Origin of the sequence: Roseomonas chloroacetimidivorans (assembly GCF_049629625.1) — a bacterium.
GTDB lineage: Bacteria > Pseudomonadota > Alphaproteobacteria > Acetobacterales > Acetobacteraceae > Roseomonas > Roseomonas chloroacetimidivorans.
This window is the reverse complement of record NZ_JBNBZS010000001.1, coordinates 337,226-362,605: the sequence shown is the minus strand read 5'-3', so window position 1 is coordinate 362,605 and position 25,380 is coordinate 337,226. Positions and strand designations below refer to the sequence as shown.

Annotated in this window: 31 protein-coding genes; 18 read left to right on the top strand and 13 right to left on the bottom strand. The window is 69.1% G+C overall.

The window, feature by feature from the left end; genetic code table 11:
• Nucleotides 1-82 precede the first annotated feature (82 nt).
• The 3 genes from def (at nt 83) to ACO1BU_RS01755 (ending at nt 1,931) form a co-directional block, all read left to right on the top strand.
• The gene (gene def / locus ACO1BU_RS01765; protein ID WP_424134173.1) at nt 83-613 is read left to right on the top strand and encodes a peptide deformylase; all 531 of its coding nucleotides are present in this window, start codon (nt 83-85) and stop codon (nt 611-613) included.
• A complete protein-coding gene (locus tag ACO1BU_RS01760; RefSeq protein WP_424134172.1) occupies nt 610-1,191 on the top strand; it encodes a COQ9 family protein in 582 nt (193 codons plus the stop codon). The genes def and ACO1BU_RS01760 overlap by 4 nt, the downstream gene beginning before the upstream one ends.
• 206 nt (nt 1,192-1,397) lie before the next feature.
• Complete coding sequence (locus ACO1BU_RS01755; RefSeq protein ID WP_424134171.1) at nt 1,398-1,931, top strand: hypothetical protein; 534 nt, start codon at nt 1,398-1,400, stop codon at nt 1,929-1,931.
• Between the two features lie 112 nt (nt 1,932-2,043).
• On the opposite strand, the gene ACO1BU_RS01750 is transcribed toward ACO1BU_RS01755, so the two are convergent.
• From ACO1BU_RS01750 to ACO1BU_RS01730, 5 genes are all read right to left on the bottom strand, one after another.
• Nucleotides 2,044-2,433, bottom strand: a complete 390-nt coding sequence (locus ACO1BU_RS01750) for a hypothetical protein (RefSeq protein ID WP_424134170.1) — start codon at nt 2,431-2,433, stop codon at nt 2,044-2,046.
• A 160-nt stretch (nt 2,434-2,593) separates the two neighbouring features.
• A complete protein-coding gene (locus tag ACO1BU_RS01745; RefSeq protein WP_424134169.1) occupies nt 2,594-3,691 on the bottom strand; it encodes an OmpA family protein in 1,098 nt (365 codons plus the stop codon).
• 180 nt (nt 3,692-3,871) lie between these two features.
• A complete protein-coding gene (locus ACO1BU_RS01740) occupies nt 3,872-5,008 on the bottom strand; it encodes a 5-(carboxyamino)imidazole ribonucleotide synthase (protein WP_424134168.1) in 1,137 nt (378 codons plus the stop codon).
• A complete protein-coding gene (gene purE / locus ACO1BU_RS01735; protein WP_424134167.1) occupies nt 5,005-5,517 on the bottom strand; it encodes a 5-(carboxyamino)imidazole ribonucleotide mutase in 513 nt (170 codons plus the stop codon). The genes ACO1BU_RS01740 and purE overlap by 4 nt, the downstream gene beginning before the upstream one ends.
• The gene (locus tag ACO1BU_RS01730) at nt 5,514-5,714 is read right to left on the bottom strand and encodes a YdcH family protein (RefSeq protein WP_424134166.1); all 201 of its coding nucleotides are present in this window, start codon (nt 5,712-5,714) and stop codon (nt 5,514-5,516) included. Before ACO1BU_RS01730 ends, purE begins: the two co-directional genes overlap by 4 nt.
• A gap of 185 nt (nt 5,715-5,899) precedes the next feature.
• On the opposite strand from ACO1BU_RS01730, the gene ACO1BU_RS01725 reads away from it, so the two are divergent.
• The gene (locus ACO1BU_RS01725) at nt 5,900-6,082 is read left to right on the top strand and encodes a YdcH family protein (protein ID WP_424134165.1); all 183 of its coding nucleotides are present in this window, start codon (nt 5,900-5,902) and stop codon (nt 6,080-6,082) included.
• A 107-nt stretch (nt 6,083-6,189) separates the two neighbouring features.
• Here ACO1BU_RS01725 and ACO1BU_RS01720 read toward each other — a convergent pair whose 3' ends face one another.
• Nucleotides 6,190-6,744, bottom strand: coding sequence for a DUF1013 domain-containing protein (locus ACO1BU_RS01720; RefSeq protein WP_424134164.1), 555 nt, complete (start codon nt 6,742-6,744; stop codon nt 6,190-6,192).
• A gap of 120 nt (nt 6,745-6,864) precedes the next feature.
• Here ACO1BU_RS01720 and ACO1BU_RS01715 point away from each other — a divergent pair, with 120 nt between their 5' ends.
• Complete coding sequence (locus ACO1BU_RS01715) at nt 6,865-7,056, top strand: DUF1192 family protein (RefSeq protein ID WP_424134163.1); 192 nt, start codon at nt 6,865-6,867, stop codon at nt 7,054-7,056.
• Between the two features lie 110 nt (nt 7,057-7,166).
• On the opposite strand, the gene ACO1BU_RS01710 is transcribed toward ACO1BU_RS01715, so the two are convergent.
• Together ACO1BU_RS01710 and rpmE are read right to left on the bottom strand one after the other, a co-directional pair.
• Nucleotides 7,167-7,667: an Hsp20 family protein gene (locus ACO1BU_RS01710; RefSeq protein ID WP_424134162.1), complete on the bottom strand. Its 501-nt coding sequence runs from the start codon at nt 7,665-7,667 to the stop codon at nt 7,167-7,169.
• 201 nt (nt 7,668-7,868) lie between these two features.
• The gene (gene rpmE / locus ACO1BU_RS01705) at nt 7,869-8,096 is read right to left on the bottom strand and encodes a 50S ribosomal protein L31 (RefSeq protein ID WP_424134161.1); all 228 of its coding nucleotides are present in this window, start codon (nt 8,094-8,096) and stop codon (nt 7,869-7,871) included.
• A gap of 201 nt (nt 8,097-8,297) precedes the next feature.
• On the opposite strand from rpmE, the gene ACO1BU_RS01700 reads away from it, so the two are divergent.
• The 5 genes from ACO1BU_RS01700 to ACO1BU_RS01680 all read left to right on the top strand — a co-directional run bounded on the left by ACO1BU_RS01700 (nt 8,298) and on the right by ACO1BU_RS01680 (nt 13,444).
• Nucleotides 8,298-9,041 carry a glucose 1-dehydrogenase gene (locus ACO1BU_RS01700; RefSeq protein ID WP_424134160.1) on the top strand — a complete coding sequence of 248 codons (744 nt, stop codon included), beginning with the start codon at nt 8,298-8,300 and terminating at the stop codon, nt 9,039-9,041.
• Nucleotides 9,042-9,172: 131 nt separating this feature from the next.
• The gene (gene pdxY, locus ACO1BU_RS01695) at nt 9,173-10,021 is read left to right on the top strand and encodes a pyridoxal kinase PdxY (RefSeq protein ID WP_424134159.1); all 849 of its coding nucleotides are present in this window, start codon (nt 9,173-9,175) and stop codon (nt 10,019-10,021) included.
• Nucleotides 10,022-10,150: 129 nt separating this feature from the next.
• Nucleotides 10,151-11,128: a TAXI family TRAP transporter solute-binding subunit gene (locus ACO1BU_RS01690; RefSeq protein WP_424134158.1), complete on the top strand. Its 978-nt coding sequence runs from the start codon at nt 10,151-10,153 to the stop codon at nt 11,126-11,128.
• A 10-nt stretch (nt 11,129-11,138) separates the two neighbouring features.
• On the top strand, nt 11,139-13,028 hold the full coding sequence (locus ACO1BU_RS01685; protein ID WP_424134157.1) for a TRAP transporter permease: 1,890 nt from the start codon (nt 11,139-11,141) through the stop codon (nt 13,026-13,028).
• A 5-nt stretch (nt 13,029-13,033) separates the two neighbouring features.
• Nucleotides 13,034-13,444: a polyketide cyclase gene (locus ACO1BU_RS01680; protein WP_424134156.1), complete on the top strand. Its 411-nt coding sequence runs from the start codon at nt 13,034-13,036 to the stop codon at nt 13,442-13,444.
• A gap of 16 nt (nt 13,445-13,460) precedes the next feature.
• Here ACO1BU_RS01680 and ACO1BU_RS01675 read toward each other — a convergent pair whose 3' ends face one another.
• From ACO1BU_RS01675 to ACO1BU_RS01660, 4 genes are all read right to left on the bottom strand, one after another.
• Complete coding sequence (locus ACO1BU_RS01675; protein ID WP_424134155.1) at nt 13,461-13,814, bottom strand: DUF3574 domain-containing protein; 354 nt, start codon at nt 13,812-13,814, stop codon at nt 13,461-13,463.
• 50 nt (nt 13,815-13,864) lie between these two features.
• Nucleotides 13,865-14,200, bottom strand: a complete 336-nt coding sequence (locus ACO1BU_RS01670) for a DMT family transporter (RefSeq protein ID WP_424134154.1) — start codon at nt 14,198-14,200, stop codon at nt 13,865-13,867.
• The gene (locus tag ACO1BU_RS01665; RefSeq protein ID WP_424134153.1) at nt 14,197-15,198 is read right to left on the bottom strand and encodes a glycosyltransferase family 2 protein; all 1,002 of its coding nucleotides are present in this window, start codon (nt 15,196-15,198) and stop codon (nt 14,197-14,199) included. The genes ACO1BU_RS01670 and ACO1BU_RS01665 overlap by 4 nt, the downstream gene beginning before the upstream one ends.
• Before the next feature lie 96 nt (nt 15,199-15,294).
• Nucleotides 15,295-16,017 carry a class I SAM-dependent methyltransferase gene (locus ACO1BU_RS01660; protein ID WP_424134152.1) on the bottom strand — a complete coding sequence of 241 codons (723 nt, stop codon included), beginning with the start codon at nt 16,015-16,017 and terminating at the stop codon, nt 15,295-15,297.
• Between the two features lie 229 nt (nt 16,018-16,246).
• Between ACO1BU_RS01660 and ACO1BU_RS01655 the strand changes: the two genes are divergently transcribed.
• The 7 genes from ACO1BU_RS01655 to ACO1BU_RS01625 all read left to right on the top strand — a co-directional run bounded on the left by ACO1BU_RS01655 (nt 16,247) and on the right by ACO1BU_RS01625 (nt 23,985).
• Nucleotides 16,247-17,866, top strand: coding sequence for a hypothetical protein (locus ACO1BU_RS01655; RefSeq protein ID WP_424134151.1), 1,620 nt, complete (start codon nt 16,247-16,249; stop codon nt 17,864-17,866).
• 60 nt (nt 17,867-17,926) lie between these two features.
• Nucleotides 17,927-19,564: a Na+/H+ antiporter gene (locus ACO1BU_RS01650; RefSeq protein WP_424134150.1), complete on the top strand. Its 1,638-nt coding sequence runs from the start codon at nt 17,927-17,929 to the stop codon at nt 19,562-19,564.
• A gap of 130 nt (nt 19,565-19,694) precedes the next feature.
• Complete coding sequence (locus ACO1BU_RS01645) at nt 19,695-20,543, top strand: HTD2 family dehydratase (RefSeq protein WP_424134149.1); 849 nt, start codon at nt 19,695-19,697, stop codon at nt 20,541-20,543.
• A complete protein-coding gene (locus ACO1BU_RS01640) occupies nt 20,530-21,546 on the top strand; it encodes a DMT family transporter (protein ID WP_424134148.1) in 1,017 nt (338 codons plus the stop codon). Before ACO1BU_RS01645 ends, ACO1BU_RS01640 begins: the two co-directional genes overlap by 14 nt.
• Nucleotides 21,546-22,433, top strand: a complete 888-nt coding sequence (locus ACO1BU_RS01635) for a DMT family transporter (RefSeq protein WP_424134147.1) — start codon at nt 21,546-21,548, stop codon at nt 22,431-22,433. Before ACO1BU_RS01640 ends, ACO1BU_RS01635 begins: the two co-directional genes overlap by 1 nt.
• A complete protein-coding gene (locus tag ACO1BU_RS01630; protein ID WP_424134146.1) occupies nt 22,430-23,329 on the top strand; it encodes an MBL fold metallo-hydrolase in 900 nt (299 codons plus the stop codon). Before ACO1BU_RS01635 ends, ACO1BU_RS01630 begins: the two co-directional genes overlap by 4 nt.
• A gap of 50 nt (nt 23,330-23,379) precedes the next feature.
• Nucleotides 23,380-23,985, top strand: coding sequence for a 2-hydroxychromene-2-carboxylate isomerase (locus ACO1BU_RS01625; RefSeq protein ID WP_424134145.1), 606 nt, complete (start codon nt 23,380-23,382; stop codon nt 23,983-23,985).
• Nucleotides 23,986-23,996: 11 nt separating this feature from the next.
• Here ACO1BU_RS01625 and ACO1BU_RS01620 read toward each other — a convergent pair whose 3' ends face one another.
• A complete protein-coding gene (locus ACO1BU_RS01620) occupies nt 23,997-24,674 on the bottom strand; it encodes an NUDIX hydrolase (RefSeq protein WP_424134144.1) in 678 nt (225 codons plus the stop codon).
• Nucleotides 24,675-24,910: 236 nt separating this feature from the next.
• Here ACO1BU_RS01620 and ACO1BU_RS01615 point away from each other — a divergent pair, with 236 nt between their 5' ends.
• Nucleotides 24,911-25,372, top strand: coding sequence for an SUF system Fe-S cluster assembly regulator (locus ACO1BU_RS01615; RefSeq protein ID WP_424134143.1), 462 nt, complete (start codon nt 24,911-24,913; stop codon nt 25,370-25,372).
• Nucleotides 25,373-25,380: the final 8 nt, after the last annotated feature.

The following is a 25,380-nucleotide window of genomic DNA, read 5'->3' as shown; positions in this document are numbered from 1 at the left end:
TGACGAATCCGGGGTCCGTTCCAACATGCAAGGTGGGTCTTGGTTGCATCGGGCCCCTCTCCGGAACTGTCATGGAACCCGTATGGCCATCCTGAAGATCGCGCGCCTGGGCCATCCGGTGCTGTTGCGCCGGGCGGATCCGGTGCCGGACCCGACCACGCCGGAGATGCGGCGCCTGGTGACGGACATGGCGGAAACCATGATCGACGCCGGTGGAGTCGGCCTGGCCGCACCGCAGGTGCATGTTCCACTGCGGGTTTTCGTCATGCGGAACGGCCAGCAGGTCTTCGCCCTGTTCAACCCCGAAATCGCCCCGCTCTCCGAGGAGCGGGACGCGGCCTGGGAAGGCTGCCTCTCCATTCCCGGCCTGCGCGGCGAGGTGAGCCGCCCCGCCCGCATCGCCTGGAAGGGACTGGACGCCGAGGGCAGGGCCGTGGAAGGCGAGGCGGACGGCATGGCCGCCCGGGTCATGCAGCACGAATTCGACCATTTGGAGGGCATCCTCTACCCCATGCGCATGGCAGACCTGTCCCGGCTCGGCTTCGTGGAGGAGCTGGCGCGCTTCCAGGCGCCGGAGAAGCCTGCCCCTGTCGAGCGGGAGCCCAAGCAATGATCGAGCGCAGCCCTGAACGGGACGCCGCTGTCCTGGCGGCTCTTCCTTACGTACCGCGCCTGGGCTGGACCGAGGCAGCGCTGGAGGCCGGCCTGCGTGACCTCGGCGAGAATCCCGCGGCGCATCGGTGGCTTTTTCCGCGTGGTCCCGTCGGGGCTGTCGAGGCCTGGATCGATCTGATCGACCGACGGATGGAGGCGGCTGCCGCCCAGGAGGATCTGGCGGCGCTGCGTATACCCGCCCGCATCCGCCGTCTGGTCGCCATCCGGCTGGAATTGCTGGAGCCGCAGCGGGACTCGCTGCGTCGCGCCCTGGCGCTGCTCGTCCTTCCCTGGAACGCGGCCGTGGCCGCGCGCAGCCTCGCGCGGACGGCGGATGCGCTCTGGGCCGCGGCCGGGGACCGCTCGGCGGATTTCTCCTGGTACACGCGCCGGGCCTCACTGGGCGCTCTCTATCTTGCCACCCTGGCCTATTGGCTGCGGGAGCCCGGCGGGATTGGAGAGGCGCTGGATTTCCTCGACAGGCGGATGGCCGGCATGAGCCGGGGCCGCCGCCCGAGGCCAACCGAAGCGGCCTGACAGGAAGAATCCGCCCCGCGTCTCCGTCGCTCGGAGTTGGGAACGAGTTGTCCTTGCCATGGCATTTCCGCCACGCCCTGTAAGCCACTGAGCGGATTGAACTGCGAGGCTCAACTTGCCGCGTGCATCACAGGCCACGACTCGGTAAATGGGTCCCCGTGGCGGACGAACCGCCTTACCTATCGCCTCGGGAGACCCCGGTTCAGATGTCGCCGATCCGCTTCCTCGCTGCCGGCCTTGCGGTCGTCCTTGCTGCGACGCCCACCATGGCCCAGACCTGCATCCAGCCTGCGGATAAGGCCGCCTTCGATGCGCGCGCGCTGCAGAGCCAGCTCATGGTCGCCGCCCTGCTCTGCAAGCAGGATGACCGCTACAATGCCTTCGTGCGGCAATACCAGGGCGAACTCGCTGGCGCCTGGCGCGGCCTCTCCAGCTACTACCGCCGTGCCAATGGTGCCGTCGGCCAGCGCACGCTGGACAACTATGTGACCGAACTGGCCAACGTCCAGCAGATGGATAGCGGCCGCCAGGGCTCGCATTTCTGCACCAATGTCGCGCCGCTCTTCGACGCCGCGATGGCCGCCCCGAAGACGACCGAGGGTCTGGCGACGGTTGCCGTGCAGAACGGCCTTTCGAACCCGCATGGCCGGTCGGAATGCGGCACCACCCAGGCGGTCACGACTCCGGAGCGCAAGGAGCGGCGTACAGCCGTCCGCCGGGTTTCGACCCGGTCGCGCTGAACCCGGCCGGACCAGGGATCTTCCCCGAAGGGCGCCGCAAGGCGCCCTTCGTCGTTTCAGGGATACGGGATCGTCCCTGCTTCCGTTCCATCCCGGCCCGCGGGGCCGATGCTTACCGGCGCTCACCCAGGCTCGCCACCTCACTCAGCCGGGCAATCCCCCGATCCAGGCGGCAGGTATCCCAGCGCGGCGTACCCGGCAGAATTCCGCGGCCCCGGCAGTCGGCATGCGCGGCTTGAAAGGCAGCCTGGGCAAGTTGCTGCTCCGCCGCTGCCTCTTCCGGCGGAAGAAAAAGGGTGGAGGGGGCGGCATCCCTGGCCTGGGCAAGCGAGCTGGCGATATCGGCAGGGCCGCAATCCGGGCCGAGGCCGGCGCAGGCCTGGCGGGCATCCCGCGCGACTTCGAGGATGTGGAGATAGCCGAGCAGGCCGGGCTCACGCGGGTTCGTTGAAAGCGCGCAGCCACCCAGCAGCAGGAGAAGGCTGGGCAGGGAATATCGCATGGGCAGGAGGAACCTTGGCGCTGGTTATCCTGCACGGAGCTTAAGTTCCTGTGCGGTGTCGAATCGAGTCTGTTTCAGAACATCCTGTGGTCAGAGCAAGAAAAAGGGCGGGACCTTTCGGTCCCGCCCCGTTCTGTACCTCGTGAGAGGTCCTGCGGGATTAGCGCAGGACGATCTCGACGCGGCGGTTCTGCGGCTCGCGCACGCCATCGGCGGTCGGGACCAGTGGACGGCTCTCGCCGAAGGCCTGGATCGACATCTGATTGCGGGCGATGCCCCGGCGCGCGAGCTCGGCCGCAACGGCCTCGGCGCGGCGCATGGACAGGCGCTGGTTGTACTGCGGCGTGCCCGAGCGGTCAGCATGGCCGGCCACCTCGATGCGGGTCGTGCCGGTGCTCTGCACGGCCTGGGCGGCCTCGCCGATGATCTGGCGGGCGCGGTCCGTCAGGTCAGCGCGGTCGAAGTCGAAGAACACCAGGTAGGTGCGGGCCGGAGCCGGAGCAGCAGCGGCCGGAGCCGGGGCAGCAACGGGCACCGGGGCCGGGCGCGGCGCACCGAAGTTGTAGCGCAGGCCGATCAGGACGGAGTGGTTGAAGTTGTCCACCTCGACCTTGCCGCGGCTGAGGACCGCGTTCGTGGCCGGGCTACGCACCGTGTACTGCATGTCCGGGGACAGGGTGCCCAGGAAGCGGTACTCGGCCGTCAGGGCCAGGCCCGGAACGCCCAGGTTGAAGCCGACGCCGGCGATGCCCTGATAGGCGAACTGGGCGTCGGTGTCGTCCATCACGAAGCGGCCGCCCGGCACGGTGCCGCGCACGCCATCATACTCGTGCCACACATAACCAGCACCGGCACCGATATACGGCGTCACCGGGAAGTTCGGGATGGCGAGGTCGAACAGGACATTGGCCATGGCGCCGTAGCTGCGCACGCGGCCGCCCTGGTTCGTCGGAATCGGCGAGCCGTTCAGGCGGAGGTCACCCGTGTTGTTCTCACGGAAGTTGCCTTCACCCTCGACGCGCAGGCCGTTGCCGAAGCCAAAGCCGATGCTGCCGACGCCAACCCAGCCAGCGTCGAACTTCTGGAAGCCGGCGGTGCCGATCGTGCGGTCGTTCGGGCCCTGGATATCCAGGTCGGTCTTTTGCAGCCAGTTGAAGCCGGCGCCGCCGGCGATGTAGAGGCCGGTCACAGGCTGGGCCTGCGCGGCGAGCGGCAGCGACATGATCGTCGCGGCCAGAAGGGCCTTCTTCAGGCTCATGATGTTGAACTCCCGATCCACCAGGGGCGCGCTGCGCGGGCCTCAGGTGTCTCCCGATTCCGGCGCGGCGTCGGAATTTTCTAACACCGCCAGGGCCAAACCGCATCGCGCGAGGGACCTGTGTCCGACGGGTTTCAGGTCACTGTGGCGCCGCCGACACAGGGTGCCTTGGCATTTCGGTCACAGATCCTTGATAAGCTCGGCCTCAGCCGTGCCGGCCAGCGTCCCGAGCGGTAAGAGCCGGGTGACATGGCCCATCTTGCGGCCGGACCGCGCTTCCGCCTTCCCATAGAGATGCAGGGAAACCGACGGGGTGCCCGCCAGCGCGGGCCAGCGCGCCATGCCCTCCGGGCCAATCAGGTTGCGCATCACGGCGTCGGCGTGCCGCTCCGTGCTGGCCAGGGGAAGCCCAGCCACAGCACGCGCGTGCTGCTCGAACTGGCTGGCCTGGCAGGCATCGATCGTCCAGTGGCCGGAATTATGTGGCCTTGGTGCAATCTCGTTGCCCAGCAGCGTGCCGTCAGGCAGCAGGAAGAACTCCACGGCCAGGACGCCGATCAGTTCCAACGCCTCCGCCACCGCTGCGGCATGGCGCCGGGCCGCCTCCGCCGCCTCGGCCGGCAGCCGGGCCGGCGCGAAGGAGAGGTCGAGAATGTGGTGCGCGTGCCGATTCTCGACGGCGTCATAGGTCGCCGTCGTCCCATCCACCGCGCGCACGGCCACGGCCGAAATCTCAGCCGCGAAGGACACGAAGGCCTCGGCAATCAATGGATGCGGGGAGAGCCGGGCCAGGGCTGCCTCGGCCTCCGCCACGGTCCGCACGACCGCCTGGCCACGCCCGTCATAGCCAAGGCGGGTCGTCTTCAGCACCGCCGGCAGGCCAATCTTGGCCAGCGCCTCTGGCAGGTCGGCCGCGGAATGCACGGCGTGCCAGGGCGCGACAGGGACCCCGGCCCGCTCCAGGAAGGCCTTCTCCAGCAGCCGGTCCTGGCAGATCGAAAGCGCCCGGGTGCCCGGGCGGCAGGGAACCAGCGCCGTCAGCCGGTCCAGCACCAGGGCGGGCACATTCTCGAACTCAAAGGTTACGACATCCACCGAGCGGGCGAAGTGGCCCAGGGCCTCCTCATCCTCATAGGCCGCGATGGTGCTCGCGGCGGCAACCTGGGTGCCGGGCTCGTCCGCCACAGGGGAATAGACATGGCATCGGTAGCCCAGCCGTGCGGCGGCAAGCGCCGTCATGCGGCCGAGCTGCCCGCCGCCCAGGATGCCGATGGTCGCACCCGGGGGCAGAGGGCCCGGAACCGTCGGGGTGGTCACGTCGGCGTCTCCGCCACGCCCTCGGTCTGGGCGCGCCGATGCGCTTCCAGCCGCTGGGCCAGGGCAGGGTCGGACAGGGCCAGGATGGCGGCCGCCATCAGCGCCGCGTTCACCGCCCCCGCCCGGCCGATCGCCAGTGTCCCCACCGGGATCCCCGCCGGCATCTGTACGATCGAGAGGAGGGAGTCCTGCCCCTTCAGTGCATGACTCTCCACCGGCACGCCCAGCACGGGCAGGCGGGTCAGGCTGGCCGTCATCCCCGGCAGATGCGCCGCGCCGCCGGCCCCCGCAATGATTACCTTCAGGCCGCGATCTACGGCGGTCTCCGCATATTCCACCATCCGCCGCGGCGTGCGGTGGGCGGAGACGACGCGGCACTCATGCGGCACTTCCAGCCCTTCCAGCATTTCGGCCGCGTGCCGCATGGTCTCCCAGTCGGAGCGGGAGCCCATGATGATGCCGACGAGCGGGGCCGCCGACCCCCCTGAACCCGTGCCTGCCCTGCTCATGCGATGATGTCCGGCACCAGCCGGCTTTCCAGCCAGGTGATCTCGTCTTTCAGCTTCAGCTTGCGCTTCTTAAGGCGCTGGAGCTGCAGCTGGTCGTGCAGGCCGTCTTCCAGGCGCGCGATAACGGTGTCGAGATCCCGGTGTTCGCTGCGCAGTTCATGGAGGCGGCGGAGAAGGCTGTCGCGTTCGGCCAGCATGGTCCCCCGGATGGGTCGGGCAGCCCGTTCCTCCGGCGGGACGGGCGTGTTGTTACGGGCGGGTTAATAAGGGCGTGAGATTCGTCGCGCCCGGTCCTGCCCGTGCCATATCATTTCCTGCGCGGCGGTGACAGGCCGTCGCGCATAAGCCATCGAACGAACTAGGCAGGAAGAGGATCAAGCGCATGCTGAACCCGCACCGGCTGCAGTCGCTCAAGGAACGTCACTCCGCCCTGGACGCGCGCATCCTTGAGGAGGATGCCCGGCCGATGCCAAACAGCCTGGAACTGACGAGGCTCAAGCGGGAAAAGCTCCGCATCAAGGAAGAGTTAGAGCGCTTGGCGGCCCAGCGCCGCCGCCCGCAGTAAAGAATTTTCGCCGGGGGGCGGCTCTGGCGGCCCCCCGGCAAAGAAAAAGGGCGGATCCCGGCCGGGATCCGCCCTTTCTCCTGCGTGTTACCCGCGGCCCGGACTGCTCAGGCAGCGTCGTCCTCGACGGCCGTCGGCGCCGGCTCCGCCCCGATCGAGGTGATCAGCGCGTTCAGGTCGGACTGGCTGCAAAGGCCCAGGATCACCGGGTCGCGCGGCTTGATGTTGGCCGCGTTCCAGTGGCTACGGTCCCGCACCTTGGCGATCGTCTCCTTGGTGGTGCCGAGCAGCTTGGCCACCTGCGCATCGGTCAGCTGCGGATAGTTCCGCAGCAGCCAGGCAATCCCGTCCGGCCGGTCGTTGCGCTTCGCCACGGGGGTGTAGCGGGCGCCCTTGCCGCGCGCCTTCGGCTGCGGAAGCTTGTTCTCCATCATCACCAGCCGGGCCTTGGGATCGGCCTCGCACCGGGCGATTTCCTCCCGGGTGAGCTGGGAATTGGCCACCGGGTCGTAACCGACGATTCCCTGCGCCACCTCGCCATCGGCGATGGCCTGGACCTCGAGCGGATGCATCCCGACGAAATCTGCCACCTGCTCGAAGGTAAGAGAGGTCTTGTCGATCAGCCACACGGCGGTGGCCTTGGGCATCAGAGGGGTGGGCATGTCGGTAACCTCGTCGCGCCCGTCACGGGGCGGGGTCGATGGGGGGAATACCCCCAGTGCTGTTGCCAGGGGATATAGAGAGGGGGATGGGGGCGGTCAAAGCCTGGAAAGGGAGACGTGATGTTTGACGACGATGAGCGCCGGCGGCCCGCCGCCACGGGCTTCGCCCCGGCGGCGCTGGCCGACTGGTCCGAAGAATCGCTCCGCGCCTATATCGCGGCGCTTAAGGCGGAGATCGGCCGGGCCGAGGCAGCGATTGCCGCCCGGGAGGCGCAGCGGGCAGCGGCGGACGCATTCTTCCGCAAATCTTGAGACCTCCGGCGGACACCAGCCGGGTGCGCCTGCTGAGAAGGGCCAAACCCCGGACAAGGAAAAGGCCGGCGGATCGCTCCGCCGGCCCCTGTTCCGTCAAGCCAGGGAAGTCAGGCCGCCTGGACCTGGCCCTGGTTGTCCTGGGCGTTGGCAGCCTCGGCGTGACCTTCGATCGCCGGCTGCTGCGGGCGGCCGGTGCTGATCGCGATGCGACGGGGCTTCAGCGCCTCCGGCACCTCACGACGCAGGGCGACATGGAGCAGGCCGTTCTCGAGGCTGGCTCCCTCCACGCGGATATGGTCCGCGAGGACGAAGCGGCGCTCGAAGGCGCGGCCGGCGATCCCGCGATGCAGGAAGCGGCTCTCATCCTGGGTCTGCGGCGCCTTGCCGGAAATCACGAGGACATTGTCCTGCGCCGTGATGTCGATGTCGTCCTGGCCAAAGCCAGCCACCGCCATGGTCAGCGTGTAGGCGTCATCGCCCGTCCGCTCGATATTATAGGGCGGATAGGAAGGGGCATCGGCAGCCGCGCGGGCGGTGTCCATCAGACGGGCCAGGCGGTCAAAGCCGATGGCAGTGCGAAAAAGGGGGGAGAGGTCCAGAGCGTTCACGAAAAACCTCCTGCGAGAGCAAGGCTATCGATTGGCATGGCGAGGCGAAGGCCGTTGGTGCACCCCCGATCGGGCAGTGCGGCGACCGTCCTCGCGTCAGGGCCCCATCCGGGCGCCGCTGACGCCCCATAAATGTGAAAAGGGCCCCGGCGTTTCAAGCGCCGGGACCCTTTTTTGCACGCTCTCGAAGAGGTCGGCGGATCAGCCCTTGCGGGCGCCGATGCCGGCGAACTTCTTGTTGAACTTGGCGATCTGACCGCCCGTATCAACGATGCGCTGCACGCCGGTCCAGGCCGGGTGGGACTTCGGATCGATGTCCAGGCGCAGCGTATCCCCCGGCCGGCCCATGCAGGAACGGGTCTTGTAGGTGGTCCCGTCGGTCATGATGACCGTGATCTCGTGGTAGTCGGGATGGATGTCGGACTTCATCGGGCTGGTTCCATGGCTTGTGGCGCCGCCGATGCCGACCGGAAGCGCGAAGCGGGGCCTTTAGCCGGGCGCGGCGGCAGGGGCAAGCGTTCTGACGCCCCGTGGGTTGCTCTGGCCGTCAGGGGAAGCCGACTCGTGCGTTGACCGGTGCCGGTGCCCTTTCCAGAGTGCCTCCAGGGAAACCTCCGGGAACACGGAAACATGCGCCTTCAGGGAAAAGTCGCGCTCGTCACGGGCGCCGCGTCAGGCTTCGGGGAAGGAATTGCGCGGGAATACGCCGCCCAGGGGGCGCGGGTGGCCGTGGCAGACCTGAACCTGGAGGGCGCCCGGCGCGTGGCCGCCGAGATCGGCGGCATTGCCCTGGGCGGCGATGTCTCCCGCGCCGCCGATGTCGCCGCCCTGGTCGAGGGAACGGTCGGGGCCTTCGGCGGGCTGGACGTGGTGGTGAACAATGCCGGCTGGACCTACCGGAACCAGCTCTCCATCGAGGTGGAGGAGGAAGCCTTCGACCGGGTCTTCGCCACCAACGTCAAATCGGTCTTCCTGATGGCCAAGGCCGCCTATCCGGCGCTGGTGGCGCGGGGTGGCGGAAGCTTCATCACCATTTCCTCCACGGCCGGGCTGCGTCCCCGCCCCGGGCTGACCTGGTATAACGGCACCAAGGGGGCGGTGAACGTCTTCACCCAGTCGCTTGCCCAGGAATGGGCGGGGCAGAACATCCGGGTGAATGCCATCTGCCCGGTGATGGGCGTGACGGGGCTGACTACCTCCTTCATGGGTGCGGAAGACACGCCGGAGAACCGCCAGCGCTTCCTGGCCACCATCCCCATCGGGCGCCTCTCCACCCCGGCGGACATCGCCAATGCCTGCGTTTGGCTGGCCGAGGACTCCTCCTCCTTCATCACCGGCGTGCTCTTGCCAGTCGATGGCGGGCGGACGGCGTAGCGGCGCCTCGCGATTCGCATGGCGGGCTGGTGGCGTGACAGCCGGGGCAGGGCGGGTCTAGGGAGGGCCGCCCCCCGTCGAACCCCGCGCGCGGTGGGCAGGTCCCGGTCCGACGCGGGGTGGATGCTGCGATGAACATCCTCTCGATCCAGTCCTGGGTCGCCTATGGCCATGTTGGCAATGCCAGCGCCGTCTTCCCCCTTCAGCGTCTGGGCGCCGAGGTCTGGGCGCTCAACACCGTGCAGTTCTCCAACCACACGGGCTATGGCGCCTGGCGCGGCCAGGTCTTCGGGGCGGAACTGATCAGCGACCTCGTTCAGGGCATTGAGGAACGCGGGGTCCTGCCCCAGTGCGACGCCGTGCTCTCCGGCTATATGGGCGACGCCGCCATCGGCATCGCCATCCTGGATGCCGTGGCCAAGGTACGCGCCGCCAATCCCGCCGCCATCTACTGCTGCGATCCCGTGATCGGCGATGTCGGCCGCGGCGTCTTCGTTCGCCCGGGCATCCCCGAATTCATGCGCGACCGCGCTCTGCCCGCCGCCACCATCGCCACCCCCAATCATTTCGAGCTGGAATGGCTGACCGGCAGCACCGTCTCCACGCTGGAAGACGCGAAGCAGGCCGCGCGCGCACTCCAGGCGCGTGGCCCGGCCTGCGTGCTGGTCACCTCCCTGCGGGTGGAGGACACGCCGGAGGACAGTATCGACATGCTGGCGGCGGAGGGGGGCGCCTTCCACCGCGTCCGCACGCCGCTGCTGCCCATTTCTGTCAATGGCGCGGGTGACGCCATCGCCGCTCTCTTCCTTTTCCACCGGCTGCGCTGGGGGGATGCGCGGGTGGCACTCTCCTCCGTCGCCTCCTCCATCTACGGCCTGCTGAAGCGCACGGCGGAGGCGGGATCGCGGGAAATCCTGACCGTGGCCGCCCAGGATGAATTCGTCCGCCCGTCCCAGATCTTCACGGCCGAGGACTGCTGACTCCGGACGGCGCGCCGCGAGCGCCGGGGCTGGAACGCGGATTGCAGGCGCCGGGGGGCGAGAGAGTTGCCCCCGGCGCCGCGCCGCGTCCATCATCCCCGCACAGGGATGGATTTCCGGAGACCCACCATGCTTATCGCCCGCCGTCTCGTCCTCGGGGGAGCCCTGGCGCTGCCCTTCATCAGGACCGCCCGCGCGCAGCAGACCTTCGAGTTCGTGGCGGGCTCGCTCGGCGGCGGCTGGTACACGATGGGCGCCGGCATCGCCGCCCTGGCGAAGGACGAGGCCGATCTTCAGATCCGCGTCGTCCCCGGTGGCGGCCTTGCCAATCCCACGCGCATCAATAACGGCCAGTCCCAGATGGGCTGGGGCATCGACGCCTTCACCGCCGCTGCCGTGCGCGGGGAGGAGCCCTACCGCCAGAAGCACGACAAGATCCGCACCCTCGGCACCGGCTACTCCCCGACCGAGCACAATTTCGTCCGCGCCGCCGACAAGGGCTCGGACGACATGCGCGCCATCCTGACGCAGCGCGGGCTGCGCATCGGCTGCCCGCAGCGCTCCTCCACCGATGAGATGACGCTGCAGCGCATCCTGAAGTTCTTCGGCACCTCGCCGGAGCAGATCCGCTCCCAGGGCGGCACCTATCTCAACGGCTCCTACAATGATGTCGCCGCCGCCTTCGGCGATGGGCAGGTGGATTACGTCTATTTCGCCCTCGCCAAGCCCGCCGCCATCCTGACGGAACTGGGCCAGGGCCGCCGCACCGCGAAGCTGGTCGCCTTCCCCGAGGATCTCCGCAAGCACCTGATCGATGCCTATGCCTATAACCAGGGCATCATCCCGGCCTCGACCTACCCCACGCTGCAAACGGCCGACGTAGCGGTCACGACCATGGACAGCGTGATCGTGGTCCACCAGGACGTGCCGGAAGACGTGACCTACAAGCTCACCAAGGCCCTGATTAAGGCCAAGGGCCCACGGCTGACGCAGATCCACGCCTCCATGGCCGCCTACGACCCGGCCGTGGCCTGGAAGTATGAGGGCGCGCCGCTGCATCCCGGCGCCGCCAAGGCCTATCGCGAAGCCGGCCTCATGCCGGCCTGAGTGCAGTTCCTTGCGTGATCTGAAGGGGCCGCTCGGCCCGGTCCTGGCTGGCTGGCTGGCGCTCGCCGCGGCAATCCATCTCTATTTCGGCGGCGTCGGCTTCCCCGAGCCGATCGCCATGCGCGCGTTCCACCTGCTGGCCTTCGTGCCGCCCATTTTTCTGCTCTGGCCGGCCCGCGCCTCCAGCCCGACGGGCCGGCCCAGCGCCTGGGATTGGGCCTGGTTCGCCGCCGCCGCCGCCCCCCATCTCTGGATCTGGTTCAACGCCGCCGCCGTGTCCGATCGCATGGAATATGTGGACGAGTTCACGCCGGTGATGTCGGCCATGGCGATCCTCTGCATCGTCACGCTGCTGGAGGCGACGCGACGCGCGGTGGAGCCGGGCCTCGCCTGGATGGTGATCGCCAGCATCGCCTACATGGCCGTCGGCCATTGGATGCCTGGCGTGCTGAACACGCGTGTCTTCTCGATCAGCGAGATCCTGGAAGCCTCCTGGCTCGTTCCCACCGCGGGCGGTGTCTATGGCCCGCTGACGGGCATTGTCGCGACCACCATCGCCGTCTTCATCATCTTCGGTGCCTTCATGGCCGGCAGCGGCACGGGCCGGCTGTTCAGCAATCTGGGCGCGGCCGCCGCCGGACGCTTCACCGGTGGCCCTGCGAAGGTCGCTGTCATCACCTCCGGCCTCTTCGGCACGATGAGCGGCTCCTCCGTCTCCAACGTCATCACGACGGGGGCGATGACGATCCCGCTGATGAAGAAGATCGGCTACAAGCCAGCCGTCGCCGGCGGGATCGAAAGCGCGGCCAGCGTCGGCGGCGCGATCATGCCGCCCGTGATGGGTGCCGCGGCCTTCGTCATGGCGGAGATCACCAATATTCCCTATGGCGAGATCGTCATCGCCGCCGCCATCGGCGCCGCGATGTACTACTTCGCCATCCTCGCCGCCGTGCATTTCGAGGCGAAGCGCCAGGGCATGGCGCCGATGCCGAAATCCGAGATCCCGCCCTGGCGCGAGGTGCTGGCCGACGCGCATCTCGTCATTCCCATGGCGATCCTCGTCTATCTGATGATGGAGCGCTGGTCCGGGAACTATGCCGCCTTCTGCGCGACGATCGCGATGGTGGTGATCGCCACTCTCCGCCGCCGCACGCGCATGACGCCGCGCGCGATCTTCGACAGCCTGGTGAATGCCGGCCTCACCATGGCGCCGCTCGCGGTCGCCATCGCTGGCGCCGGTATCGTCGTCTCCGCCCTCACCGCCACCGGCATGGTCGTGGCCTTCGGCGGCATCATCAAGGATCTGGCGGGTGGCTCCCTGCCGGTGCTGCTGATCCTTCTTGCCCTTACCGTGCTGGTGCTCGGGATGGGGCTGCCCACCACCCCCTCCTACATCATCGCCGCCGCCATCGGCGTGCCGCAGCTCATCGCCATGGGCGTCGATGTGCTGCCGGCGCATCTCTTCCTGTTCTACTTTGCCGTGCTGGCCGATGCGACGCCACCCGTCGCCGCCGCGGCCTTCGCGGCGGCCTCCATTGCCAATGCGGGGCCCACCATGACCAGCCTGCACGCCACGCGTTTCGGCATTGCCGGTTTCACGGTCGGCTTCGCCTTCATCTATGATCCAGGGATCATGCTGCGCGGCAGCCTGCCGGAGATCCTGCTGGCCACCGCGATCCAGATGGCCGCGCTGGTGGCAATCACCGCCTCCTATGCCGGCTATCTCTTCTCCCCCATCGGCTCGGTGCCGCGGGGGCTGCTCGGCCTGGCCGGGCTGGTCGCCGCCTTTGTGCCGGTCTTTCCCGGGCCGGCGAGGCTGCTGATCGCGCTGGCGGCCATCGCCTTCGCCTGGGCAATGGGGCGTGGCCGTGTTCCCGCGCCCGGCGTCGCGCCATTGTAGCGCCCATGCAGGCCCGCACGCTCAGCATCACCATCTCTCGCGAGTGGAGCGGGCTCTATGAGGAGTTCCGGCACCCCGAGGCCTTCCCGCGCTGGGCCTCGGGCCTCAGCGATGCCTCGCTGCAAAGGGACGGAGATGGCTGGACGGCCCGGGGTCCCGAAGGCCCCGTCCGCATCCGCTTCTCCCCGCCCAATCCCTTCGGTGTCATGGACCATTGGGTTGAACTGGGGAAAGGACGCGAGGTCTATGTTCCCCTGCGTATCATCCCCAACGATACGGGGGCCGAAGTCATGCTCACCCTGTTCCGGCAGCCCGGCATCACAGAGGCGAGCTTCGCCCGCGACATCGCCTGGGTGGAGCGGGACCTGTTGGCGCTGAAGCGGCTGGCAGAGGGTTGTGCCGCCGCTTCTGGCTAGGGGACCGGCACAGCCGTCAGAAGCCCGCGCATCCCGCACGGATCTCCCGAAGCACGCTCTCCTGCCCGGTCCGGGCGCGATAGGCGGCAGCAAGACCCTCCGTCCGCGCCGCGGCCTCCGCCGGTGTCGCGCCAGGCATCACGAGCCACAGGAGCTTCGCCGGCTCACGTGCAACGCGCCCATCCGGCGCGCGCCACTGGCCCTGGGCGTCCAGGCTGGTGAGCCCATGCGGGAAGCGCGGGGTCGCCTCTTCCGCCAGGAAGGCAGCCCAGTCCGCCTCGGTCACATGCAACTGCCCGTCCGGCCCGTTGCGGCCGAAGGCGAGCGTGGCGACCTCCGCCGGCGCGGTGCCCGCGGGACAGGCAGGCATTCCCGCGCAGGCCGCAAGAAGCAGGAGCGGAAGGAGAGCCGCGCCCGGCCTCACGCCGTGGCCAGCATCACGACGCCGAGGCTGATCACCCCCACGGCGATCAGCTTCTGTACGCCCAGCGCCTCTCCGAACACGAAATGGCCGATCAGCACGGCCACGACATAGGACGCCGCCGTGCAGGGCAGGGCGATGGACATGGGGATGCGCCGCAGCGCCACGATGTAGAGCAGCGCGGCGCCGCCATAGAAGCCGAGGCCGAGGATCGTCTGCGGCCGGAGGAGCTGCGCGAGGAAGCCGCCATCCGTCGTCGCCCCCGACTTCAGCAGGATCTGCCCCGCGAGCGAGGTGCAGATCGCCGCCGCAAGCATCAGCCAGTGCAAGGTCATAGCGCGTCTCCGACGCTCTCCATGCTCCGGGTTTCCGCCGCCGGGCGGGCGCGGATCACCTCGCGCACCACACCCTGCGGCGTGCCATTGGCCGAGAGGAAGGAGCGGCCAACATATTCGCCGAGCACGCCAAGGATAAGGAACTGCACTCCCGAGAGAAGCAGCGTTACCGTCATGGTGGACGCCCAGCCAGAGGGAGTCTCGCCCGTCATCGCTTCCGCGATCACGAACATCGCGGCGACCACGCCCAGCACGCCCATGGCGAGGCCGGCGAAAACCGCCAGCCGCACCGGAAGCAGCGAGAAATTGGTGGCCAGGTTCAGCCAGAGCCGGACCAGCCGCCGCAACGTATAGTTGCTGCGGCCCTCCATGCGCGCGAGGTGCCGGACCTCGATGCTGTCGATCCGCTGCGTCACCTGCATGATCAGGCCGTCGATATACGGATAGGGTCCGGAGTAGCGCGTGACCTCCCGCACGACCAGGGCGGACATGCAGCGGAAGGAGGAGAGATAGAGGCCGGGCGGCTTGTCCAGCAGCCAGTCCGCGACCTTGTTCGCGAAGCGGCTGCCCAGGTTTCGCCAGCCCTCGTGCTCCTTCACGGCATAGCGCGTGTAGACCACGTCCCAATTGCCCAGCCGGGCATGGTCATAGAGCTTGATGACCTCCTCCGGCGGGTTCTGCAGGTCGTCATCCATGGTGATGACATAGCGGCCGCGGGCGACGCGGAGGCCGGACATGACCGCATTGTGCTCGCCGAAGTTGCGGGCATGCTCGACATAGGTGAGCGGCACCGTGGCCTCTTCCGCGAGCCGCCGGCAGACCTCCCCCGAATTGTCGGGCGAGCCGTCATTCACCAGCACGATCTCGATCCCGCCAACCGGCTGCAACGCGGACAGGGCGGCAACCAGCGTGCCGACCGTTGCCGCGCCCCGGTAGACCGGAACGACGATGGAGAGGCCGACGCTGTCGGGAGGCGCCTGGGTCGTCTCTGGGCGCATGGGATGGATCCTCTCAGGCGTGGCCGGGGGCCGGGCGGGCCCCGGCATCATCGCGCGGCGGGGTATGGGGTCTGGCCATGATTTCGGGGCCAGGGACTAGGGGCGGGTCGCAGCCAGCAGCACGGAGCCGCCGGCCGGCAGGGGAAGGCGACCGAGCCGTTCGACCTCGGTCACGCCGTGCAGGAGCCGGTCCAGCCAGGGCGGAAACTCGCCCACATCGCTGGCATGGTCGTTCTTGCGGGCCAGGACCTTGCGCTGCAGCACCATCAGGGGAAGGAGCAACCCGTTCCAGTACCGGGCCGAAACCGCGGTGAAGCCGGCCCGGCGCAGCAGCTCCACGGCGCTCCGGGCGGTATAGCGCCGGGCATTGTGGACGCGCACGTCGTGCGCCGAGAACATCCAGGTGAAGGCCGGCAGGTTCACCACCAGCGTCGCGCCAGGGGCGAGCACCCGGTGCAGCTCGGCCAGGGCGCGGCCCTCATCCACCGCGGCATGGCACAGCACGTCCACCGAAACGGCCGCTCCGAAGGCGGCATCGGGGAAGGGCAGGGCGTTCACGGTGCCCCCGGTCACCGGCAGGCCGGACTTGGCCGCGGCCCGGGCCGCCGCGAGCGGGTTATAGTCCAGGCCGATCGCCGGCCTGGGCGTCTCCGCCAGGCGTCGCAGGAAGCCGCCCGTCCCGCAGCCAGCGTCCAGCACCGGTAGGGCCGGGACGCCGGGGCGGGCCTCCAGGGCCGTCAGCAGGCGGGCATGGATGGCGCGGTACCACCACATGCGGTCCTCCACGGCATCCATCAGGTTGTATTCGGCGTCTTCCAAGGCGGGCTCGCTGCACCGGCGCGCAAAGGACGGAATGGGGGCGCCAGCCCGGGGCTTGTGGCAGCCGCCTGCGGCGGGGACAAGGCGATGTCGCCCAGGCGCTGCCTCAATCAGGGCACATAAAGCGTGCTACCAGAGCAGCAAGGGCCCCGGCCGGGGCCTCGGGCCGATTCCCCGGCCCAACCGCCCCGCCAGCACGGCCCAGGAACGCCGACCGAACCACGCCACCATGAATGCCCAGATCCCCCCCACTCCCCTGAGCGAAGGCCCCGCCCTTTCCCGGGCCGGGCGCCGCCCGCTCGCCGCCCTGATCGGGCCGGCACTGGGGGCGCGGCTCTGGCGCGCGGCGGCCCTGGCGCCCGCCGCCTTCTTCCTGCTGATCGTGCTGTCGCCGCCCCTGAACCATGATGTGTCAGCGGTGCTGAACTTCACCCAGCGCTGGATTGCCGGGGAACGCCTCTATTCCGAGCTGATCGACGTCAACCCACCGCTCATCTTCGTCCTCACCCTCATCCCCGGCTACCTTGCCGAGTTCACGCCGCTGGACGGCGTCAGCGCGCTGCTGGTCTGCCTCGTCGCACTCTGCGGCGCCTGCTGCTGGCTGACCCTGCGCCTGAGGGAAGGAATGCCGGAGGGCCCGGTGGAGCGCGCGGTCCTCTGGGCGCTGGTGCCGCTTGTCATGGTCATGCCCGGCTACGACTTCGGGCAGCGGGAAGTGCTGATGGGCACTGTCGCCATTCCCTATGCCGTGCTCGCCGCCCGCCGGATGTCGGCGCTGCCGACGAGCAGGGGCCTGACATTCACAGTCACCCTCCTCGCCGCGCTGGGCTTCGCCCTGAAGCCCCATTTCCTTGGCGTGCCCCTGCTGGTGGAGGCGGCCGTTCTGCTCCGCCGGGGCTGGCCGAGGCTCCGCATCTCCCTGACCGATCCGGTGCCCTGGGGGATGGCCGGGATCTGGCTGCTTTACCTCGCCTCCATCCCCGTCCTCTTTCCCGACTATTTCGGGCATGTCGTGCCCCTGGTCTGGGACTATTACGTCGATCTCGGCAACCTGAACGCCTTCCGGGCCCTGATGACCGAGAATCTGGGCCAGGCGGCGCTGCTGCTGCTGGTCATCTCCGTCCTCTGCACGATCCGGCGCTTCGGCCCGCTGGTCCTGGCCCTTTGGGCGGTGATGGCGGGCACCTTCATCTCCGCCTGGGTCCAGCATAAGGGCTGGACCTATCATGTGGCGCCCACCCTCATGCTGGGCGGGCTGACCGCCGGGCTGATGGTCGCGCGCTGGCTGGACGGCGCCCTTCCGCCGGTCCGTGCCCGGGCGGCGGCGCCGGCCCTCTCGGCCGTGCTGGCGGCCGTCCTGTGCCTGGGCATGGTGCGCGGCGGCGAAGCCCCCTTCCGCGAGCTCCGCTTTGAGACCGAGAAGGGCGGCCGTCTGACCGCCTGGCTGAAGGAGCATGCCTGGAACGAGCGGCTGCTGATCCTCACCCCCGATATCTGGCCGATCTATCCGGCACTGAACTACTCCCACAGCCAGTCCACCCTGCGCTTCATGAATCTCTGGCTGCTGCAGGGCACGAACCAGACCTGCCCGGAAAATGGCGAGCGCTACCGCCAGCCCTGGGAAATGTCGCGAGCCGAGTTCTATGTCTACCGCACGGTCGCCGAGGACTTCGCCGCAGCCCCACCCTCCGCAGTGCTGGTGACGCGCCATGTCGGCATCCCCTGGTGCGGCAAGGAATTCGACTTCATCGAGTATTTCAGCCGCCACCCGCTATTCGCCGAGGCCTTCCGCAACTACCACCAGCAGGGCGAGATCGAGGGCTACAAGCTCTACGTGCGGGAGGACTGAGGCCGCCCCGCCAGCCCGGCCAGATCATGGCCGGGCTGAATCACAAGGACAGGCGGATCATTGGAAACCATCACGATCGTTCTGGCATTCCTGCTCGCCCTGGTGGTGAGCGGCTGGATCGCAAGAGCCATCCCATGGCCGGTCCCGAGGCCGCTCGTGCAGATCGCCCTCGGTGCAGCAGTCGGCTTCGCGACGGATTTCCGCGTCACGCTGGATCCCCAGGTCTTCTTCCTGCTTTTCCTGCCGCCACTCCTCTTCCTCGATGGCTGGCGCATCCCGAAGGACGAGATGCTGCGGGATGCCGGGACGATCCTGGAACTGGCCCTCGGCCTGGTCATCTTTACGGTGCTGGGGGTTGGCTTCTTCATCAACTGGATGGTGCCGGCCATACCCCTGCCGGTGGCCTTCGCCCTGGCGGCGGTGCTGTCGCCCACCGATCCGATCGCGGTCTCCTCCATCGCGGCCCGGGTGCCCATCCCCAGGCGGCTGATGCACATCCTGGAAGGCGAATCCCTCCTCAACGACGCATCCGGCCTGGTCTGCCTCCGCTTCGCCGTCGCGGCCGCGCTCACCGGCACCTTCTCCCTCTATGATGCCGCGCTGAGCTTCCTCTGGGTCGCGCTGGGCGGCTTGGCCGTCGGGCTCGCCGTCGCCCTCGTCATCACCCGCACCAAGGTCTGGCTCGCTCGCCGCCTGGGGGAGGAGACTGGGACCCAGATCATCATCAGCCTGCTCATCCCCTTCGGCTCCTATCTGCTGGCCGAGCATCTCCACTGTTCCGGCATCCTCGCCGCCGTCGCGGCCGGCATCACCATGAGCATCGCCGAGGCCTCTAGCCCGCTCCTGGCTGCCACCCGCATGCAGCGCCACACGGTCTGGGACACGATCCAGTTCGCGGCCAACGGCATCATCTTCATCCTGTTGGGCGAACAGCTTCCGGGCATCCTGGAGGAGGCGGCGGAAACCGTCCGCATCACCGGCTACCACGACCCGATCTGGCTGCTGGTCCATGTACTGGCCATCACCATCGCCCTGGCCACGCTCCGCCTGCTCTGGGTCTGGGTGTCCCTGAACTTCACCATCTTCATGAACAGCCGGCGCGGGGTGGAAATGCAGCGCCCGCATTGGCGCCTCGTCGTGGCCACCTCCGTCGCTGGCGTGCGGGGCGCGATCACCCTGGCCGGCATCCTGACCCTGCCCCTGACCCTGGCGGACGGCACGCCCTTCCCGGCGCGGGAGCTCACCATCTTCCTGGCCATGGGCGTCATCGTGCTCTCGCTCATTCTCGCCAGCATCGGACTGCCCCTGCTGCTCCAGGGCTTGGAAATGCCGCCCGACACCGCCAATGCGGAAGAGGAGGACCGGGCCCGGGTCGCGGCGGCGGAGGCCGCGATCGCGGCCGTGGAGCGGGTGCAGCACGAGCTTGCCGCGGGGCGGGGCGACGCAGATCTCTACGTCACCTCGGCCTCCCGGATCATGGAATTCTATCGCTCCCGGATTGACAGCCGCACCGGTGACGGCGAGTCCACCGCCGAAGCCCGCCGCAGCGAGGCCGCTGAGCGCGTGATGCTGCTGGCCGCCTTTGCCGCCGAGCGGAAGGCGATCGCCCGTATGCGCCGGGCCCGCCAGATCGGCAGCGAGACGGCCCGGAAGCTGACGCGGGAGCTGGACCTGCTCGAACTACGCTATGAGGCCTGATCGCCGCCCGCCTGGGGGGCAAAGTGTCACACCTGAAGAATGCATGCCTGTCATCCGGCCGGGCGTTCATGGCGCTCGTGTTATTTCTCGCTAATCTTGCGGGCCAAAGCTGCCGGGGCGGGGAGGAAGCATGTCGTACGAGGAGTATGTCGGCCGGGAGGAAACCCGCGAGGACCGGGCCGACCCGCGCCTGGCGGGGGGCATGGCAGCCACGCTGGGCCGCCCGCTGGCCGGGGACGAATGGCCTGCCCTCTGGCACTGGACCCTCTTCCAGGATTGGAAGATGCCGGGGGAACTCGGCACGGACGGCCATCCCCGCCGCGGCGGCTTCCTTCCGCCTGTGCATGATCTCCCGCGCCGCATGTGGGCCGGTGGCCGCGTGACTTTCCATGCCCCGGTGCGGACCGGCGACGCCGTCCGGCGCGTCAGCACCATTCGCTCCGTAAAGGAGAAGGCCGGCGGCTCTGGCCGGCTGGTCTTCGTGACCGTTCAGCACATGCTCCATGGCCCGGCCGGCCTGTTGGTCGAGGAGGAGCAGGACATCGTCTATCGCGGTACCGAGGGTGCCGCGGTGAAGCCCGCCCCCGCCGCGCCGGCCTGGGAGGACGCGTCGAAAGCCTCCCTGGTGCCTGATTCCGTGATGCTGTTCCGCTACTCCGCGCTGACCGGCAACGGCCACCGCATCCATTACGACCACCCCTATGTCACGCAGGAGGAAGGCTATCCCGGCCTCGTGGTGCATGGTCCCCTGCAGGCGACCCTGCTGGCCCGGCACGCGCTGGATGTCGCCTTGGGGCAGGGGGCGGGGCAGGGAGCGCGGATCGCGCGCTTCGCCTATCGCGGCAAGCGCCCCTGCTTCGATGGGCGCCGCCTGACCTTGCTCGGGCGCCGTGCGGCGGATGGCACGATCCAGCTGGAAACGCGGGACGAGACCGGCGCGACCTGCCAGGAGGCCGAGGCCATCCTTGTCTGGAAGTAAGGGGGGCAGTCCCCCCGCCGCCCCGGTTCTCGCCGAGGCGCGGCCGGACGAGGCGCTGCGCGGCATTGGCCTGATGGCCGCCGGCTTTGGAATTGTCACCGTCTCCGACGCAGCGGTGAAATGGGTGCTGCCGGAGATCGGCGTCGCCGTCACCATGATCCTGCGCGGCCTGCTCGGGGCCATGACGGTGCTCGTGCTGGCCGGCGGCTTCCGCGTGCGCCCGGTGAACCGGCGCCTGCTGGCCACGCGCAGCCTGCTACATTGCGCCGTCACCGTCACCTTCTACCTGGCCTGGTATCGCGGCATGCCGCTGGCGGACAGCTACGCCGTCGCGGCCATGGCGCCCCTGGCCATGACAATCCTGGCCATTCCCTTGCTGGGAGAAAGCGTGGGCTGGCGCCGCTGGCTCTCCACCCTTGCCGGCTTCTGCGGCGTGCTGGTCATGGTGCGACCAGGCGGCGAACTCTGGCGCTGGGAGGCCGCGCTGCTCGGCATCGGCGTGGTGTTCATGGCGGTGACCCGGATCTGGACGCGTGTCCTGGCCCGCACCGACCGGCCGGCCACGATCGCCTTCTGGCTGATGGTCGCGCATATCCCCACCGGCCTCGCTATCCTGCCGCTCTTTCCTCCCATTGGCTGGCCGAGCTGGGGCGGCTGCATCGCCATCCTGCTGCTGGGCCTGGGCAATGGCGCGGCGCATTTCCTCTTCGCCCGCGCCTTCGCCCTCGCCCCCGTCGGGCTGCTCGCGCCTTTCGAATACTCGACCCTGGTCACGGGCACGCTGGTCGGCGTGCTGATCTGGGGCGACGTGCCCGCCTGGACCACGGCGCTGGGCGCCATGATCGTGGTCGGGGCCGGTCTCTACAACCTGCGCCGCGCCCAGGTGAGGGCCCGGGAGGCCCGCCTGGCCGAGGCCGCCACGCCACCGGAGCCCGGCCCGGCTTCCACCGGCCCGGAGAAAGCCATCCCCTCGCTTTCAGCCGCCTCCCCGGTCGCGCGCTGATGGTCCTGCGGCATGATGTGCGGCGCGGCGCGCTGCTGATGGTGGGCGCGACCGCCTGCTTTGCCGTGATGGGGATGCTGGTGAAGATGCTCAGCGTCCGCCACGCCTTCCTGGAGCTGATGTTCTTCCGCAACCTCCTTTCCCTGCCCATCGTGCTGGCGGCGGGGCTGCGGACCGGCGCGCTGCTGCGGACGCGCCGCCTGGGCGGGCACGCCCTGCGCGCCAGCTCCGGGCTGATGGGCATGGGCTGTGCCTTCTTCGCGCTCACCCTGCTGCCGCTGGCCGACCAGACGGCGCTGAACTACACGCAGCCGCTCTTCACCATCCTCCTCGTCATTCCCTGGCTGGGCGAGCGGCCGGGCCCGGCGCGCTGGGCGGCGGTGGTGATCGGCTTCATCGGCGTGCTTGTAATCGCCGCCGGGCAGGGGCTGGGCGCGCCCGACGGGGGCGGCTCGCTGATCCTGGGCTATGCCGTGGCGGCGATGGGCGGCGCCTTCGGCGCCCTTTCCACCCTGCTGGTCCGCCAACTCTCGGCCACGGAGCCGAGCACCACCATCGTGCTCTGGCAGGCCCTGCTGATGGCGGGGATGACCGGCCTGACGCTGCCCTTCGTCTGGACCACACCGGGCTGGGCCGATCTCGGCCTGCTGGTTCTGATGGGCATCATTGGCGGCGTCGGCCAGGTGCTCCAGACCGAGGCTTTCGCCAGCGCCCAGGTTTCCTCCCTTGGCCCCTATACCTATACCGGCCTTCTCTGGGCCGGGCTGCTGGGTTGGTTTGTCTGGGGCGAAACACCGGGGGTGGCCATGCTGGCGGGCAGCGCGCTTATCATCGGCGCCGGCCTCATCGTGTTGCGCAGCGAGTTCCGGGGAAGGAAGAAGGCATGAGCCCCGATTTCCGTCGGAAGGACGCTCTGGCGCCGGGCCAGGTGGAATGGATCGCGCCGGGTATCCGCCGCATCCTCTGCGCCAATCCAGGGCCCTTCACCTGGCGCGGAACCAACACCTACATCATCGGCCGGGGCGACGTGGCCGTGCTGGATCCCGGCCCCGCCGATCCCGATCATCTCGCCGCCATCCGACAGGCTGTTTCGGATGAGCGGATCACGCGCATCCTCGTCTCCCACACGCATCGGGATCATTCCCCCGGCGCCGTCCCCCTGGCCGGCGTAACGGGGGCGGAAACCCTGGGATTCGGCCCCCACGTGACTCCGCCCGAAGCGGGCGGGGAGGGCGGCGACCACGACTTCCATCCCGACCGCCGCCTTGCGGATGGCGAGGTGGTGGAAGGCGAGGGCTGGCGCCTGACCGCACTGCACACCCCCGGCCACTGCGCGAATCATCTCTGCTTCGCCTTGGAAGCCGGGACGGAACTGGCACCGCCCGGCATCCTGTTCAGCGCCGACCATGTGATGGCCTGGTCCACCAGCGTCGTCTCCCCGCCGGATGGCGACATGGCTGATTACATGCGCTCCCTCGCGCGCATCGCGGCGCGGCAGGATCGTCTGCTGCTGCCTGGCCATGGCCCGGCGCATGATGCGCCCGGCCCCTTCATCGCGGCGCTGATCGCGCACCGGCAGGAGCGTGAGGCCCGCGTGCTGGACATGCTGCGCGCCGCGCCGGGCGGGATGGCCACGGCGGCCGGGTTGGTGCCCCCCGTTTACGGCCCCGCGCTGGACCCGAAGCTCGCCCCCGCCGCCGCGCGCAGCCTGCTGGCGCATTTGCTGAAGCTGGCTGCCGAGGGCGCCGCCGCGCGGGAAGGCGAGGGCTTCAGGGCGCTTTGACACATCACCGCCAAGACACTCACCGCGCGGCACAGGAAGAGGGAACGGAAATGGGTCTGCATGTGGACTACTACGCTTCGCTGAATTCACCCTGGACGCATCTCGGCGCGGCGCGGCTGGAGGCGATCGTCGCGCGCCATGGCGCTACCCTTCGCATCCATCCCGTGGATTTCGGGGCCATCTTCCCGGCCTCCGGCGGCCTGCCGCTGCCCAAGCGCGCCCCGCAGCGCCAAGCCTACCGCCTGCAGGAACTGGCACGCTGGCGGGAGCATCTTGGCATCCCCATCAACATCCAGCCCCGCTTTTTCCCCGCGAATGAAAGCCTCGCCGCGCAATGCGTTATCGCGGCGCGCGAGACGATTGGTGATGCCCCGGCCGTTGCCCTCGGCCATCGCGTGCTGAAGGCGCTGTGGCAGGAAGAGCGCAACACGGGCGACCCCACCGTCCTTGCGGCCCTCATGGACGAACTCGGCCTGGACTCCGCTGCCCTGCTTGCACGGGGTGCCGAGGAACGCTGGGCGGAGCGCCGGACCCAGGACACCCAGGCCGCCCTGGCGCGCGGCGTCTTCGGTGCACCAAGCTATGTGGTCGGGGAGGAGATCTTCTGGGGCCAGGACCGGCTGGATTTCCTCGATCGCCGCCTGTCGCGCGGCTGAGCAGCGGGCGGTCAGGCCACTCGCGGAGATTCGCGCTCCAGCCGTCGCGTGTCGCGGCCCTGGTACCAGACCAGCGGCCGCGTCTCCCGCTCGGCCTCGGGCAAGGCCATCAGATCCCGGAACTCGCCCAGCACCTTCGCGGTGATCGGCGCCAGCTCATAGGGCGGGGTCTCGTCCACGGGATAATAGGCCAGGTTCTCCAGCTCCGCGGAATCCGCGAAGGCCCCCGTCGCGGCCTCCGCCGGGGCATACAGGAAACGCGCGTTGAACCGCACCGGGCTCATCGGTGGCGTGACCGCGCGGCACAGATAGCGCAGCGGGGCCAGATCGGCATGCAGCCGGCCACCCTCCACATGCCCCAGCAAAAGCCCGGCTTCCTCATGCAGCTCCCGCACCGCCGCCACGGCGATGGCGCGCGCCAGGCGCGGTGTCGCCCGCAGCTCCAGGGCCCGCCTGGTATGCGGATGCAGGTCGGAAGCGACGGGCACCGAGCGGTCCTCCGCATCCACGCGCCCGCCGGGAAAGACGAGGCGGCTAGGCATAAAGCGGTGCTTCACGCTCCGCACCCCCATCAGCACCTCCAGCCCGCTGCTTCCCTTCCGCCACAGCAGGATCGTGGCGGCGTCCCGCGGCTTGACGGCCTTGGCAGGCTTGGCCTCTCCGGCGGCGGTGAAATCCGTGGGACGCATGGCTTGGTTCATCGGACGCCCTTCTCCCCTGCTTCCCTGCGGTTCTAGGGCTGGGGGAGGGAGCGCGGAAGCGGCGCCCCGCGGGAAATGCGGGTCAGCCGAGAATCGCTCGCAAGTCGTTGTTTTAACCGGGCGCCCGCCCGTGGGCGCCTTGACACCGGGGGCCCGAAGACGCATTTCCCCGTCATACCGGACCGCTGGGGTCTGGTATCCCATTCAACGGTCGGATTATCATCGTGTTGCGCCTGTCGAAACTGGCGGATTACGCGACCGTCCTCCTCTCCCGGCTCGGACAGGAAGGCGGCCTGCACACCGCCCCCTCCCTTTCCACCGCGACCGGCGTTGCCGAGCCGACGGTGGCCAAGGTGCTCCGCATCCTCTCCCAGGCCGGCCTCGTCGAGGCGCAGCGCGGAGCAAGGGGCGGGCATCGCCTTGCCCGGCCGACCTCCGCTATCACGCTGGCCGAGGTGATCGTGGCCATGGATGGCCCGATCGCGCTTACCGCCTGTGTGGATGGCGCGACCGGCGGCTGCGAGGCCGAGGGCCATTGCCCGGTACGCGGACGCTGGGATCCGGTGAACGAGGCCGTTCGCGCCGCGCTCTCTGCTGTCACCATTGCCGATCTCGCGCGGCCCTCCTGCACGGAAGTGCATCGCCGCGCGCCCGTTTCCCCCGCCGCCCACGCGGCCGCCGAGTAAGGGTTCAG